Source organism: Larkinella harenae (assembly GCF_054780515.1).
The window spans coordinates 1,133,759-1,148,221 of sequence record NZ_BAAGWE010000001.1 but is presented as its reverse complement, the minus strand read 5'-3'; the positions used below and the strand labels follow the sequence as shown (position 1 = coordinate 1,148,221).

Annotated in this window: 10 protein-coding genes; 2 read left to right on the top strand and 8 right to left on the bottom strand. The window is 56.8% G+C overall.

What is annotated here, in order from left to right; translation table 11 throughout:
* Nucleotide 1: 1 nt before the first annotated feature.
* Nucleotides 2-793: an adenosylcobinamide-GDP ribazoletransferase gene (locus ACYVH9_RS04640; RefSeq protein ID WP_460635128.1), complete on the top strand. Its 792-nt coding sequence runs from the start codon at nt 2-4 to the stop codon at nt 791-793.
* The gene (cobC, locus tag ACYVH9_RS04635; RefSeq protein ID WP_460635127.1) at nt 778-1,302 is read left to right on the top strand and encodes an alpha-ribazole phosphatase family protein; all 525 of its coding nucleotides are present in this window, start codon (nt 778-780) and stop codon (nt 1,300-1,302) included. The genes ACYVH9_RS04640 and cobC overlap by 16 nt, the downstream gene beginning before the upstream one ends.
* Here the strand turns inward: cobC and ACYVH9_RS04630 are convergent.
* Genes ACYVH9_RS04630 through ACYVH9_RS04595 form a run of 8 tightly spaced genes read right to left on the bottom strand, consistent with a single transcriptional unit; the run spans nt 1,269 to nt 14,446 of the window.
* The gene (locus tag ACYVH9_RS04630) at nt 1,269-1,838 is read right to left on the bottom strand and encodes an AAA family ATPase (protein WP_460635126.1); all 570 of its coding nucleotides are present in this window, start codon (nt 1,836-1,838) and stop codon (nt 1,269-1,271) included. The two genes, cobC and ACYVH9_RS04630, sit on opposite strands and share 34 nt — an antisense overlap.
* Nucleotides 1,831-2,778, bottom strand: coding sequence for an adenosylcobinamide-phosphate synthase CbiB (gene cbiB / locus ACYVH9_RS04625; protein ID WP_460635125.1), 948 nt, complete (start codon nt 2,776-2,778; stop codon nt 1,831-1,833). The genes ACYVH9_RS04630 and cbiB overlap by 8 nt, the downstream gene beginning before the upstream one ends.
* Nucleotides 2,766-3,779 (bottom strand): pyridoxal phosphate-dependent aminotransferase, encoded by a 1,014-nt coding sequence (locus ACYVH9_RS04620; RefSeq protein ID WP_460635124.1) that lies wholly within the window; start codon nt 3,777-3,779, stop codon nt 2,766-2,768. Before ACYVH9_RS04620 ends, cbiB begins: the two co-directional genes overlap by 13 nt.
* A complete protein-coding gene (locus ACYVH9_RS04615) occupies nt 3,780-5,258 on the bottom strand; it encodes a cobyric acid synthase (protein ID WP_460635123.1) in 1,479 nt (492 codons plus the stop codon).
* Nucleotides 5,251-7,185 (bottom strand): magnesium chelatase subunit D family protein, encoded by a 1,935-nt coding sequence (locus ACYVH9_RS04610; protein WP_460635122.1) that lies wholly within the window; start codon nt 7,183-7,185, stop codon nt 5,251-5,253. Before ACYVH9_RS04610 ends, ACYVH9_RS04615 begins: the two co-directional genes overlap by 8 nt.
* A gap of 11 nt (nt 7,186-7,196) precedes the next feature.
* Nucleotides 7,197-11,486, bottom strand: a complete 4,290-nt coding sequence (cobN, locus tag ACYVH9_RS04605; protein ID WP_460635121.1) for a cobaltochelatase subunit CobN — start codon at nt 11,484-11,486, stop codon at nt 7,197-7,199.
* Nucleotides 11,479-12,891 carry a cobyrinate a,c-diamide synthase gene (locus ACYVH9_RS04600; RefSeq protein WP_460635120.1) on the bottom strand — a complete coding sequence of 471 codons (1,413 nt, stop codon included), beginning with the start codon at nt 12,889-12,891 and terminating at the stop codon, nt 11,479-11,481. The genes cobN and ACYVH9_RS04600 overlap by 8 nt, the downstream gene beginning before the upstream one ends.
* Nucleotides 12,884-14,446 carry a PepSY domain-containing protein gene (locus ACYVH9_RS04595; RefSeq protein ID WP_460635119.1) on the bottom strand — a complete coding sequence of 521 codons (1,563 nt, stop codon included), beginning with the start codon at nt 14,444-14,446 and terminating at the stop codon, nt 12,884-12,886. Before ACYVH9_RS04595 ends, ACYVH9_RS04600 begins: the two co-directional genes overlap by 8 nt.
* Between the last annotated feature and the right edge of the window lie 17 nt (nt 14,447-14,463).

The following is a 14,463-nucleotide window of genomic DNA, read 5'->3' as shown; positions in this document are numbered from 1 at the left end:
GATGAAGCAGGAACTTCGACTCTTTTTGACGGCAATCCAGTTCTACACCCGGCTGCCCGTTCCCCGCTGGGTGGGCTATAGCGATGCCGCGCTCAACCAGGCTACCCGGTATTTGCCGCTGGTGGGCTGGATTGTGGGCCTTGTTGCCGCCGTCAGCTGGCTGGTTGGGAGCTATCTGGTTGATGTTTCTACGGGCCTGATTCTTTCCATGATTGCCTCGGTGCTGACCACTGGCGCGTTTCACGAAGACGGTTTTGCCGACGTTTGCGACGGATTCGGGGGCGGCTGGACCAAAGCCAGAATCCTGGAAATCATGAAAGACAGCCGGATTGGCACCTACGGTGTTGTGGGATTGCTACTGCTACTGGGTCTAAAATTTACGCTGCTTCTGAATCTGGCCCCGATTTTCCAGATCCAACCGGTTCAGCTTGTCGCGCTTCTGATCACCGCCCACGCCCTGAGCCGGTTTATGGCGGCCACCTTCCTGTTCACCCATCCGTACGTTCGGGATGCGCCCGATAGCAAAGCCAAACCCGTTGCGCAGGCAGGCAGCACCCGGACGCTGGTGACGGCGGGGCTATTTGCGGTACTTCCGTTGCTAACGTTAGCCTGGCTAACAGACCGGTCCATATTCCTTATCCTTCCGCTTCTTCTGTACGCTGTTAAATGGTATCTGGGCCGGTATTTTACCAAATGGATCGGCGGCTATACCGGTGATTGTCTGGGCGCTACGCAGCAGGTTTGCGAAATTGGCGTGTACATCCTGACGGTTTTCATATGGAAATTCACCTGATTCGCCACACAACGCCCGCCGTCGCCCCCGGACTGATTTACGGGCGGACGGAAGTCGATCTGCTGAACAGCTTTCCGGATGAAGTGGCCCAGATTCGGAATAAACTTCCGGCCCGGCTCGACGCCTGGTATTCCAGCCCGTCACGTCGCTGCACGCAGCTGGCGGAGCAACTGGCTCCGGCATTCATGATCGATGATCGTCTGTGCGAGTTTCATTTTGGCGATTGGGAAGGCAAAACCTGGGATACCGTCGACCCGAACGAATCAAAGGCCTGGATGGATGATTATGTAAACGTTTGTTCACCTAACGGCGAAAGCATGGTTCAGATGAACGAACGGGTTACGGCGTTCTGGGCAGAATTGATCCGCCTGCCCTATCAAACCGCCGGAATTGTGACGCATGGCGGAGTAATCCGCCTGCTCCTGGCCGCCGACCAAAAGCTTCCACTCGCAACGGTTTTCTCCCTTAAAGTCGATTACGGAGCCGTTGTGCAGCTGCGTACACCCTGATTCTTCACGGCATCGCGGACAAAGATAACCCGCTCCGAAACCGTTACCCGGGGCAATTCCAGAATGGTGTAACCAAGCACCTGATACGTAGCGACCAGGGCGCGGTGCAATGCCGATGCTTCGGCAAAGGTCTGCCAGCGCTCGCTGTCGTTGACATAAATGCTTTCCCAGGGCGGGGCCATAAACACCAGCGGTTCGTACGGAAATTGCCGAACCAGCTGGTACCACGACGCATCAACCGGTAGCCCGCCAACCTGCATGTAGGCCATAATATCAGGAATCCCGCGATCAAAAAACGAAACCGTTCCGTCGGTATTTATTGAAGCCCGCTGGTGCTGTTCAATCATCCGCTGCAACGCCAGTTGCGCAAAACACCGCAAATTCTGCCACGGCAGGCACGTGCTTTCTTTAGCCACCTCCTCCTGAATGAGTTGCCGGGAAATTTCATCAAAGCAGCAAAAACCGTCCAAACGCAGCGCGTCGAGCAGGGTACTTTTGCCAGCGCCCGGCCCGCCCGAAATAACGTACTTACCCATAAAACCGTACGAATAAATCAATTACCACCAAACCAATGACCATCACCAGACAGACGCGCTGGTTGATTCCGCTAACCCGCCCGATTTCGTCCGGCAGAATCGGCCGGTCGTGCGCTCCGATGTACGGTTTTTCAACCAGCACGCCGTGGTAGACGTTCGGCCCGCCAAACCGGCAGTTCAGAATTCCGGCCAGAGCCGCTTCGGGGTAGCCCGCATTGGGGCTTTTGTGCCGATGCCCGTACTGCCCCGCAACGCGCAACCCGCGTCCACTCCCCGTCACCAACGCCATCAATACCGTCGTTAACCGGGCCGGAAGGAAGTTGGCCACGTCATCCAGCCGGGCGGCTAACTTCCCAAACTGCTCGTAGCGTTCGCTGCGGTAGCCAATCATCGAATCGAGGGTATTGATCATCTTGTAGGTCATCAGACCAGGAACGCCCGCCAATCCGTAAAAAAACAAAGGCGCAATGACGCCATCGCTGAGGTTTTCGGACATGGTTTCGAGCACCGCAATCCGAATTTGCTGCGGACTCAGGCGCGACGTATCCCGCCCGACAATGCGCGAAAGTTGCCGCCGGCCAGCTTCCACACCCTCCTGCTCCAAGACGCGAAAAACGGCTTTGCCCTCCCTGATCAGGCTGTGGTTGGCCAACCCATACCAGACAAAAAGGGCGTTGGTGAGTACAAAGAGCGCCGGATGAATACCCGCCATGAGCTGGTTTATTCCATAAAAGAACAGGTACGTCAGCACGCACAGCCCGGCAGCAAGCAAAGCGCCCTTCCAGAACCGCTTACCACCGTGATTCAAAAACCGTTCTCCTCGGGCAATCAGCGTCCCAAACACCCGAACTGGGTGGGGCCAGTTGTCAGGATCGCCGATCAGCAGGTCCAGCCCGTAACCAATCAGCAAAGGCAAGGAGAATACCACTAACTGCTCCATTCGGCCAGGGCGTTAACGAGTAGCGGGTTTTTGTCGGGCGAGAGGGTGCAGACCCGAAAATGACCGGCGTCCAGTCCCCGGAAGTTACTGGCATCCCGAATCAGCAAACCGTGCTTTTCCACCAGAAACGTTTTTAGCTGAGCGGCATTTCCTTTCCGCGTTCGGGCCAGGAAAAAATGGGTACTGCTTTCGTATACTTCCACCGCAGAATGGCGTCGTAGCTGATCAACGAACGTTTCCTTGTCTGCCAGCAACCGCACCAGCGGCACCTGCACACGGTCGTACTGGTCAAAAATAAACTGTCCGGCAGCCAGCGCCATTGCGTTGACCGTCCAGGGTTGTTTGCACTGTTTCAGTTGCTCGATGAGCGAGGGCGTACCCACCACATAACCCAGCCGTAAACCCGGAATGGCGTAGGCTTTCGTCAGAGAGCGCATAACCAGCAGATTTTCAAAATAGCTCAGAAGTGGTATAATCGTATCAAGCTGAGCGGTAAATTCGATAAAGGCTTCGTCGACCACAAACAATGTTTGCGGATTCTGGCGCATCCAATCGGCCAGCTGATGAAAACCGCTACCCGTCGGATTGTTCGGATTGCAGATAAACACCAGGTCGCTCGTGAGCCGGGGTAAGGACGGCAAATCCTGCCAGTGCAGAAACTGGATCGTGTGGTGATGCATCCGCCCCGCATCCTCGTATTCGGCAAAAGCCGGGATGACTAGGGTCGTTCTCCGGTGGGCATATGCCTGGGCCGTCAGGTAAATGCTCTCGGTGGTGCCACTGCTAATCAACACCTGCTCGGGGGCCACGCGATGGTGTTCAGCTATCTGCCAGGCGAGGCTGTCGGCCACCACTTCCGGATAGCGATTGATCCGCTCCCACTGATTGAAAAGATGTTCTTTTAGTCCCTTCGGCTCCCCGCCGTACCACACATTGGTGCTAAAATCCGCCCGGATGGGCTGTTGGTAGCGGTCCCTGTCGTCGCCATGTCCGTGCAGCATCTATTTGTCAACCGTTAAACTTCGATAAATCTGTTCCATATCCACGTGTTCCCGGATTACTTCGGCCAGTCGATCGTATTGCAGCTCTTTAAAGTGCCGAAAATCGAAGGGGTGCTCACTTTGGTGGGTTGCATAGTCGGCCAGCAGATCGTCCACCACCACGTCATTGTCCAGAATACCGTGCAGGTACGTGCCCCAGCAGCGCCGGTTCAGCACAAAACCGTCCGGCTGACCGTTCTCCAGCCGCGCCACGGGATTCGGCTCTCCGTTGACCGTTGTGTGGCCCATGTGAATTTCGTAGCCCTGACAGGGATGGGACAACTGCCGGTAGGTAAACCGCCGTTGCTCCGTGGTTTTTACGGGCTGCAAAACCGTTCGTACGGGCAACAGTCCCAGACCCGGCAGGGCTTCAAGCGAGCTTTCCAGGTGATCGGGATCTTCCACCGTTTCGCCCAGCATCTGGTAGCCTCCGCAAATGCCGACCACGGTTTTCCCTTTTTTATAAGCCGCCACAATGGCCGCGCCCACTCCGTTATTTTTAAGAGTCAGCAAATCATCAAGGGTGTTTTTGCTGCCGGGAAGAATCACAATATCGGCTTGCGCGAGGTCGGCGGGTTGGTTGGTATAAAACAGGTTCACACGCGGGTCCTGCTCCAGCCGGTCAAAGTCGGTAAAGTTGGAAAGCCGTTTCAGCAAAATAACCGCTACATTGATTTTCCCGGCCACGGTTTTGCGGAATTTCTGTTCCAGCGCCACCGAGTCTTCCTCTTCAATAAAAATGTCCCGAAAGTACGGTAAGATGCCCACTACCGGCACGCCCGTGAGTTTTTCCAACATGCATTTTCCGTCCTCAAACAAGCGGGCGTCTCCCCGAAATTTATTTACGATGATTCCTTTGATAAGCGCCCGTTCTTCGGGAGTCAGCAAGGCGATGGTGCCGTATACGCTGCCAAACAACCCACCCCGGTCGATATCGCCAATCAGGTAGGTAGCGGCTCCGGCGTGGTGCGCCATCCGCAGGTTGGTAATGTCACGGTGTTTCAGGTTCAGCTCCGAAATGCTGCCCGCGCCTTCCATCACAACGGGCGAATATTGGTCCGTCAGCCGATCAAAGGCGTCTTTGACAGCTGTAAACAATCCAGCCCGGTCGTTCCCCATGAAATAGTCATACGCCGACTGATTGCCAATGGGTTTTCCATTCAGGATGACCTGCGAGCTTTTATCGTTGGTGGGTTTGAGCAAAACCGGGTTCATGTCGGTATGGCAGGCAATGCCCGCGGCTTCGGCCTGCACCGCCTGCGCCCGGCCTATTTCCAACCCGTCGGGCGTTGCGTAGCTGTTGAGCGACATATTCTGCGCCTTAAAGGGCGCGGGCTGAAAACCGTCCTGTTTAAAAATCCGGCAGAATCCGGCAGTAATGACGCTTTTCCCGACGTCGGAGGCCGTTCCGACAAACATGATTGGGCGGAGTTTACGCATGAGTTCTCAAGGCATTCATTTGGTTTGATACGGTTTCGGTGAGGGCCTCAACCGACAGCTCATTGAGCGAACGGCACTCCGCACCCAAGGCTTTGGCCAGTTCCGCAGCCCGGCCCAGCCGCAGGTAATCGGTTTCAGTATCCAGCACCAGCGCCGGAATCCGCTGCGCTTGCAACTGCGTGGCCAACTGAACGGTTTGTTGCCAGGCATCGCCACCACCTGGCAGGGGCACGTTGGCTTTACCATCACTGAGGATTACCAGAAACGGCTGGTTATTTCCTGATAGAACAACCTGCTGAACGATCTGTTCGGCCAGTTGAAGCGCGTGGGGCAAGGGCGTTCGGCCGCCCGTTGGCAGCTGTTGTAAGGCTAGTTCGGCTTGCTCCAGATCGCGGGTGGGGGGCAATAAAAGCTGTGCATCAACACCCCGAAATGCAACAACGCCCACGCTGTCGCGGTGTTGGTAGGCGTCCGTCAACAAGCTAAGCACACTGCCTTTTACGGCTTCCATGCGCTTTCCGGCCGCCATTGACCCCGACGCATCCACGACAAACAGAATCAGGTGCCCCGTTTTGCCCGCCCGCACGGTTTGGTGCAGGTCAGCGCGGGTGATGGTGAGGTGATCAGTATCCTGCAACAATGCGCTCCGCAGGGTTTCCGGAACAGCCAGATCGGTTGGCGTAGCCTGCGGAACAGCCCGAATGACCCGTCCCCGATCCATGTCCTTCGCGGGATTTCGCCGACCTTCCAAAACGGGCTTTCGCTCCAGCCACTCCGAAATTAGTGCCGGTGTTTCTGCAACGGGCAAAGCTCCAAAAACCTGTTCCGGTTGCGGCCCGGGCTGCGTATCGGTTTCTTCGTTTGCAGCTTGCGGAGGTTCGGAGGACGCGGAAGGCGCTTCGGACGGGTTCTGGCCCGATGGCGGCTGATTCGGTGGCAACCACTCATCCAGATCCGGCGTAGGCGGCACGTTATTTCCGTTCGTTTTTTTCCGTTGCCGGTGGGGTAATGCTAATTCGGCAGCCTGCCGAATATCATCGGCGGTAACGTCGGTGCGCCCGGCCAACGCAGCCAGGGTTCGCGCAGTTTTGTGCATCACAATATCGGCCCGCAAACTGGCCACGTTCAAGTCTGCACAAAGCTGGCTGATGAGTGTCAGCAAACCATCCGCCAACCGAACTGACGGCAACAGTTGGCGGGCTTGCCGGAGTTGCTGTTGTAACGTCTGTTGCCCGGCGGCCCATTCGTTCACAAAAACCGCCGGATTCGCTTCAAAGGCAATCCGCCGACGAACGACCTCCGTGCGCTCGGCGACGTCGCGCGGGGCCACCACATCGACCACCAGGCCGAACCGGTCGAGAAACTGCGGACGCAGATTGCCTTCCTCGGGATTCATCGTACCGATCAGAACGAACCGCGCCGGGTGGCTAACAGACAAACCGTCGCGCTGAACCGTATTGACTCCCATAGCCGCAACATCCAGCAACCCATCGACCAGGTGATCCGCCAGCAGGTTTACCTCGTCAATGTATAGAATTCCCTGGTGGGCCGAAGCCAGTAAACCGGGCAGCAATTTTCGTTTTCGTTCCACCAGTACCCCCTCCAGATCCAGACTGCCCAGCACCCGGTCTTCGGTGGCTCCCAGCGGAAGGTCAACGAACGGAACGGGAATTTCTTCCACCCGCCGATCGGGCTGCTGGCAGGCTTCGCATTCCGCCAGTGGTTCATCCGGCAGGCAGTTGAACCGCGAACCCGCCACGCGTTGAATGGGTGGCATGATGGCCGAAAGCCCGCGCACAGCCGTACTTTTCGCGGTTCCTTTGTCGCCCCGAACCAAGACGCCCCCAATGCCGGGGTTGACCGCACACAGCAACAACGCCAATTTTAGGGTAGGTTGCCCAACAAGGGCCGAAAATGGGTATGTCATCATTTCATTGTTCACTCGCTCCGCGCTTCCAGCAGGCTTTCACTGTTCAAATATACATCCTGTAGGGCCCGCACCATCTCGGGAGACGGCGCTGCCCACATGCCCCGCTGAACCGCTTCGAGCAGTCGCTCCGCAATGGCGTTCAAAGCCCAGGGGTTGCTTTCGGCAAAAAACTGCTGCATGGCGGGATCAAGGGCGTAAGTTTCGCCCACTTTTTCGTACATCCAGTCATCCACAACCTGCGCCGTGGCGTCGTAGCCGAACAAGTAATCCACCGTGGCCGTCAGTTCCAAACCGCCTTTGTAACCGTGTCGTTTGATGCTATCGAGCCATTTCGGGTTGACAACCCGCGAGCGAAACACGCGCAAAGCTTCTTCTTTCAGGTCGCGCACGACGGGCTGCGCCGGGTTCTGCGAATCCCCGAAATAATGCTTCGGTTGCTGACCGGTCAGACTCCGGATCGTAGCAATCATTCCCCCGTGAAACTGGAGGTAATCATCACTGTCGAAAATATCGTGTTCGCGGTTGTCCTGATTGTGCAGTGCTACCTCTACTCCCGACAGCCGCTGCCGGAACTCGGTTCGCGCATCCGCCCCCTGTACCGACTGGGAATAGGCATAGCCCCCCCAGTTGATGTAGGTCTGGGCTAAATCTGCATCGGTATGCCAGTTTTTCTCGTTCATCAGCGGCAGAATTCCCGCGCCATAGGTTCCGGGAGCCGCCCCGAAAATCCGGTAACCGGCCCGTTCTTCGGCTTCTTCCAGCGGCACATCCTGCGCTTGCAATTGCGCCAAATCCGCCAAATAATGCTTTCGGACAAAGTTCTGGTCCAGGGGTTCATCCAGCGCAATAACGCGTTGGACGGCTTCGTCCAGCAACTCGATCAGGTGCGGAAAGGCATCCCGAAAAAAGCCACTGATCCGGGTGGTCACATCAATGCGGGGGCGTCCCAGCTCAGCCAGCGGAATAACGTCCAGCTCAACCACCCTCCGACTTTCGGCCTGCCAGACCGGGCGCACCCCCAGCAGCGCCAGCACCTCGGCGGCATCGTCGCCACTGGTGCGCATGGCGCTGGTTCCCCAGATGCTGATGCCGACGCTCTCGGGATACCGGCCCGTTTCTTTCCGGTGTCGGTCGAGCACTTCCCGCGCCAGTTGCTGACCCACTTCCCAGGCAGCCTGCGAGGGCAGGGCACGCGGATCGACGGCGTAAAAATTGCGACCAGTGGGCAAAATATGGGCCATGCCACGCGTGGGTGCTCCACTGGGTCCTGCCGGAACGTAGCCCCCCGACAAACCGTGCAGGAGATTCGAAATTTCATCGTCGGTGCGGGCTAAATTCGGCAGAAGTCGTTCGCAGACGTAGGTTAACACCTGCCGCGCACCGGACAAGAGTGGATTCGTCGGCGATTCGGCACACGTCTCGAACAACATCTGATTGACCTGATCGCTCCGAAATCGGTGCTGCTGCGCCACCCGGAATAAATGATTCCCCAATTCATCCAGAACATCCAGCGCATCGGAGCCGGTGACAACCGGGCGACCCGCTAGCTCGACCAGTTTGGCCGGAACGGAAGCGAGTCGCTCACCTTTGCGGTTTTGTAAATCCATCCAGTCTAGTCCAAAAATCCGGGCCATTTCGGCTGGCAAGCCGGGCACCGTAGCGTTGGCCAGGCGCGTCAGCGATTGCAGCATATCAATCAACGACTCCCCCGTTGGCATCTCTCCCAGCGTATGCAAACCGTTGCGAATCTGAGCCGCCCCCAGTTCGCAGAGATAACCGTCAATGTCTTCAATCAGGTGCGCAACGTCTTTTCCGTCCATTTCGGTCAGGCTCACCGGCACCCCTTCGGGCGTCATCTCGTCGTCCCAATCGTGCTTGTGGTCACCGTGGTCGCGGCTGAGCATCGCCGACAGGTCCACATCCAGATTCGTCTGTTTAATGAGCGTCCAAATCTGGCGTTGCAACAGCGGCAGCTTGGCCGGGTCCATCGTTTCAACCTGATAATATTCGTCGACCAACTGCGTCAGTTGCGCCAGTTCGCCGTAACTATCGGCGGAAGTCATGGGCGGGGTCAGGTGATCAATAACAACCGCATGAGCGCGCCGTTTGGCCTGCGAACCTTCGCCGGGATCATTAATAATGAAGGGATAGAATAACGGCAGATCACCCAGAAACGCATCGGGAAAGCAGTTGGCCGATAGCCCGATGCCTTTGCCCGGCAGCCATTCCAACGTCCCGTGTTTTCCGACGTGAACCACCGCATCGGCACCCCAGTCGTCGCGCAGCCAGCGGTACAGCGCGTAATAATGGTGCGTCGGCGCTAAATCCGGCTGGTGATAAATCGCATCGGGGTCCATGCCGTAACCCCGGGGTGGCTGGAGGGCCACAAACGCATTTCCGAGGTTCAAACCCGCCAGAGCGATGTGTCCGTCGTGAACGTAGGTTTCGCCGGGGGGCGGCCCCCACTGCTTTTCCATTTTGTTCCGCAGGGCTTCGGGGAGTTCGGCAAACCAGTCGGCATACCGGTTTACCGAAATCCGACCCGCTGCGGTTTTTAGCTGCGCGGATGTTAGCAGGGTCTGGTCGTACGAACAACGGTCAATAAGCTGGTGAATCAGTTCGGTACCCGTTAATGGCAGGTTTTCAACCCGATAGCCTTCGGCCTGCATGGCGTGCAGCATATTGAGCAGTGACGCCGGGGCATCCAGCCCGACGGCGTTTCCGATCTGCGACGCTTTTGTATTGGAATTGGTGAAAATAAAGGCGATTCGCTTTTGATCATTCGGCAGGTTACGCAAACGGGAAAACCGCAGCGCCAGCCCCGTCACGCGCTCCACCCGATCGTCGAGCGGAACGTACCCCCGGGCACTCCGTTCTTTTTCCTTGAACGAAACCGGCACCGTAATGATCCGCCCGTCAAATTCGGGAATCGCCACGTTCATCGCCGTATCCAGCGGATTGAGTCCCCGGCTCGACGACTCCCAGGGTGCGCGTGCCATGCCCGGCGTGATGGCCTGAAACACCGGAACGTTCAGCCGGGACAAGGCCCGTTGCGACGCCGTTTCTTCCCCGCCCAACCGCACATCCGTCATAGCGTAGGAGATCGTATTGATCAGATTATCAACCGAAATCCCACCCCGATCCGCCTGAAAATAGGCAAAGGCAAACGGTTCGTCGGTAGCGGGATCGGTGGCTTTCAGCGACGACGTAAAAACGGGCAACGCATTCAACCCTTTGTCTTCCAGCGAACGAATCAGCGCATCCACAAAAACCGTGTTGCCGCTGATCCAGTGCGAGCGGTAAAACGTGATGCCAACGGTGGGCTGGTCGGAATTGTGCCGCTGCACCCAGTCAATCAGGTCCGCCTTTTCGGGCAAATCGGGATGGTAAATACCGTGTTCGGGTAACTGAATGGGAGCTTCCGCACCAAACCCGGTCATCAGCAGGTGATCCGACAGAAAATACAGCAGCGACGTCAGGTTCTGGTAGCCCCCCGCCTGAACGTAAGCCAGCGTTTCATGCAGAATGGCGGGCGAAACCGTCGAAACGGCCGCAAACTCCGGATTCAGTTCGCCGGTGCCGCTGATCACGATTAGGTGCTGGCCCTTATCTTTCGCCCGTCGAACCAGTTCACTGAATCCCGGCACGCTGCTGGGCCGACCGTGGATTCGTAAAATGATAATCCGGGCCGCCCCAATTTCCCGGTCGAGGAGTTGCGCCATCTGTGCTTCGCTTTTAATGGCCAGCAGACTGATTCCGGTGGTTCTCGGGAAATCGTCCGGCAATTCCTGCAAAACCCGGTTCAGCGTCAGCAGGTCCGTATCAGCATGGGTCAGAAACACGATTCCGTTCGTCGGCGTTGCGGTTTGTCCCAATTGAGTCGCAGCTTCGGAGCCTTTCCAGGTATAAAATTGGAAAACATATTCCGACAGATCGACGGGCGGGGGCAAAAAACCGTCGGCGGCAATCATGCTTTCGATGTAATCAAAAATGGCGACAATTTGCCAGTTACTGTTGATGGAGTGAAACCAGACCGAATGCCCGTCGAACAGCAAGGTAACGACGTTCGCCAGCGTGCAGGGTCCCAGGCAACCGCCTTTAGTCAGGTGAACGACGTTACGGATTTTCCGGCGCATCCACTCGCTTTTGTACAATTCGACCGGGATAGGCGCATAACCCCGATCGACGCGGCCACAGCAGCAGGCGTTGTAACAATACGACAGGTGCCCCCGGCGCTGTACCAGGTTGATGGCTTTCCCATCGGAACGGGTTACGCGTTGGCGTTTGATCTCAGACATAGTTTCGCGGGTCTGCCGGGACGGTTTTAGAAGCATTTCTGTCATCCGTAGCTGACGCTATCAGTTGTTCAATAAACGCGGGTTGGTCGCCCCAGTACATGTGCACGTAGGACGCAAAGGTATTTTGGGTTCGGTAAAACCTGGTTTCAACCGGTACGCCTTTCGCGTTGGTGATGATGGCAATGGATGTTTGTGGGCTTGTTTCGTGCGGCACGGAATAATGAAATTCGTGTCCTTTTAGACTCAATCCGTTCCACTCCACCACCCGATAACCGAGGGTTAATTTCGCGGACAGCATGGACGTTTTCAAGTCCAGAACGCCGGTCATGGGAATGGTTTGGCCGTCATTATGTTGGACAGATTCAGTCTGGCCGTCGGCGATCTGGATGGACTGGCCCAGGTACATCAGGCCACCACACTCCGCGTAGGTGATTCCGCCCGCCAGGCAATACGCCCGAATCTGCTCCCGCATGGCTTCATTCTGATTGAGCGTCGACGCGTATAATTCCGGATAACCGCCCGGCAGGTACAGAAAGTCGGTTTTGGGCAGGATCGTGTCGTGCAGCGGACTGAAAAAAGTAATCTCGCCAAAGCGCGCCAACACGTCCAGATTCTGCGGATACGTGAACGCAAAAGCTTCATCGCGCGCAACGCTGATCCACCGGGGAGTCAGTGGTTTCGGGTAGTGGAGGGTAGGCTGAGCAACGGGCGGGGAGGCCAATCGGGTAACCGCCAGCAACCGATCCAGATCAACCGTTTTGGGGAGCTCTTCGGCCAGCGCCTGGATGATCTGTTCGTAATCCGTTTCGTGGGAAATGTGCAGCCCCAGATGACGCGACGGAATGGCAAACCGGGAATCGGCGGGCAGATAGCCCAACGCTTCCACGCCGACGTCGGCGCAGGCATCCTGCAAAAAGCGGTAGTGAGACACCGACCCAACGAAGTTGAAGATGGCGCCCACGAGTCGGATACGCGGGTAAAAATGTTTGAACCCGTAGAGCAGCGGAGCCACCGAATAGGCCATCGCTTTCGCATTGACAACCAGTATCACCGGCTGATCCAGCCATTCGGCCACAGACGCGCTGCTGCCCTGCATCCGGTCGGCTCCGTCGAACAGGCCCATTACGCCTTCCGTAATGGCCACATCGGCCCCGGACGCGTACCGCCCGTACGATTCCCGAACGTGTTCCGGCGTGGCCATAAACAAATCCAGGTTGATACAGGTCCGGCCTGCAGCCGTGCCGTGGTGCAGCGTGTCGATGTAGTCCGGACCACACTTAAATGGCTGCACCCGCAACCCCCGGTTGGCCAGCGCCCGCAACAGCCCCAGCGTCAGCGTGGTTTTGCCGGAACCGCTGGACGGCGCGGCCAGCAGAAAATGCGAAAATCCCTTTGTGTTAGTCATGAAATTTTCCGGAAGATGGCAAAACCGTGCGACGACCAACGGTTTTCACCGGCTGCTTTCCTGTTTTAAATCGTTTTTTACGCTTGCGCCGGAGCCATTTTGCCGTTAGAACCAGCCCCGTTACACTAACAACGGTACCCCCCAGCATCAGAAACCCGACGACAAGATCCCACAAAGGACGCTTATACACCAGAAATCGAAAATCCAGACTGTGCAAACCGTGGTACAGCCAGCGTTCCAGACGGCTTCCGTTTTCGTGTTTCAGAACCAGCTGCCCCGTTTTCAGATCCACGTAATACCAGCTCTGGGCCGGGTTATCAATTTTGATGCGCAAAACCGGTAGCCTCTTTTCCTGCTTTTTTGAATAATAATAATCATCATATTCCGTCAGTGTGCGTGCTTCCAGCACGGGTTTACCGGGGTTAAAAGCCGTCAGCTGAGCCACCAGTGGACCAGTCGGAAACTGCTCGAATGGAAGCGCACCGGGATCATCGGCGGCCAGCAAGCGGGTATGAAAATCATCCTGATAAGCCAGGAAGTACGGGCGGCCAAATAGCTGAACCAGGTGCATTTCCTTAAGCAATAAATGCGGCTGAAACAGGACCGCAGCCCGCGCCGGAGACACCGTAAAACCCACCGGATTCAGAGGGCCGCCCGACCAGGCTTTTAATTCCGTCAGCCGCCGTTCGGGATCAGGTCCAAATTCAATCGGACTCATGGAGAACAACCCACTCAACGTCCAGGTGAACACAAAAATACCAAAAGCAAATCCGGTGTAATGGTGCCAGCGAAACCATTTTTTCCGGTAAGGGCTGAACGCCCAGGCATTGGACCGGTTTCGTTTGTACCGCACAACTCCCATCACCATACCGGCTACGCACATCACCGTCCCCACCAGCGACAGCCAGATCACGACCTGACTCCATACCGGGCGGTTTCGGATCAGCACGGTTGGGTAAATCCAATGCGGGATCGGCCCCAGCCAGGCCCAAAACCGTTGGCGGGCGTTGAGCATCTGCACAGCCTCACCCGTATGCATTGATACGTAGACGTACGTCCGGGCGGGATCATCCATCACAAAGCGATGCACCTCGGGCAGATACCCCTGCGAACGGTGGGCCGCCATCCACTGATCGATCTGGTGCAGCGTTTCGACGGAAGCGGGTCGGCTGGTGTTGTGCACAAACGCCCGCGCAATCCGCCCCGCCAAAACCGTATCAACCAGCGGCAGAAGCTCGCCCGTATCCGCATAAACAGCCCTGTGCTGATTGGACTGGGTAACAATTCGGTAGACGGGTCGGTCGAGCAGCATCCCCAGCCGAACGGTTTTTACGGTATCGGTCATTCCGGCGCGGTCTAAAGCCTGCTGTGGAGTCAGTTGGCACGAACTCAGATTAGCCGGCGGAAGCTGCTGCAAACGCTGGTGGTATTTCATCGTCGGGAAGCCCGCGTACATCATCACGAAGCCCGATAGAAACCAGATGACGAAAAGCAGGCTCAGAGCAAACCCCAGGTAACGATGGGTGAGCAACATCCACTTGACGAATGTCTTCATGGGCGGTTTTCGGTTTT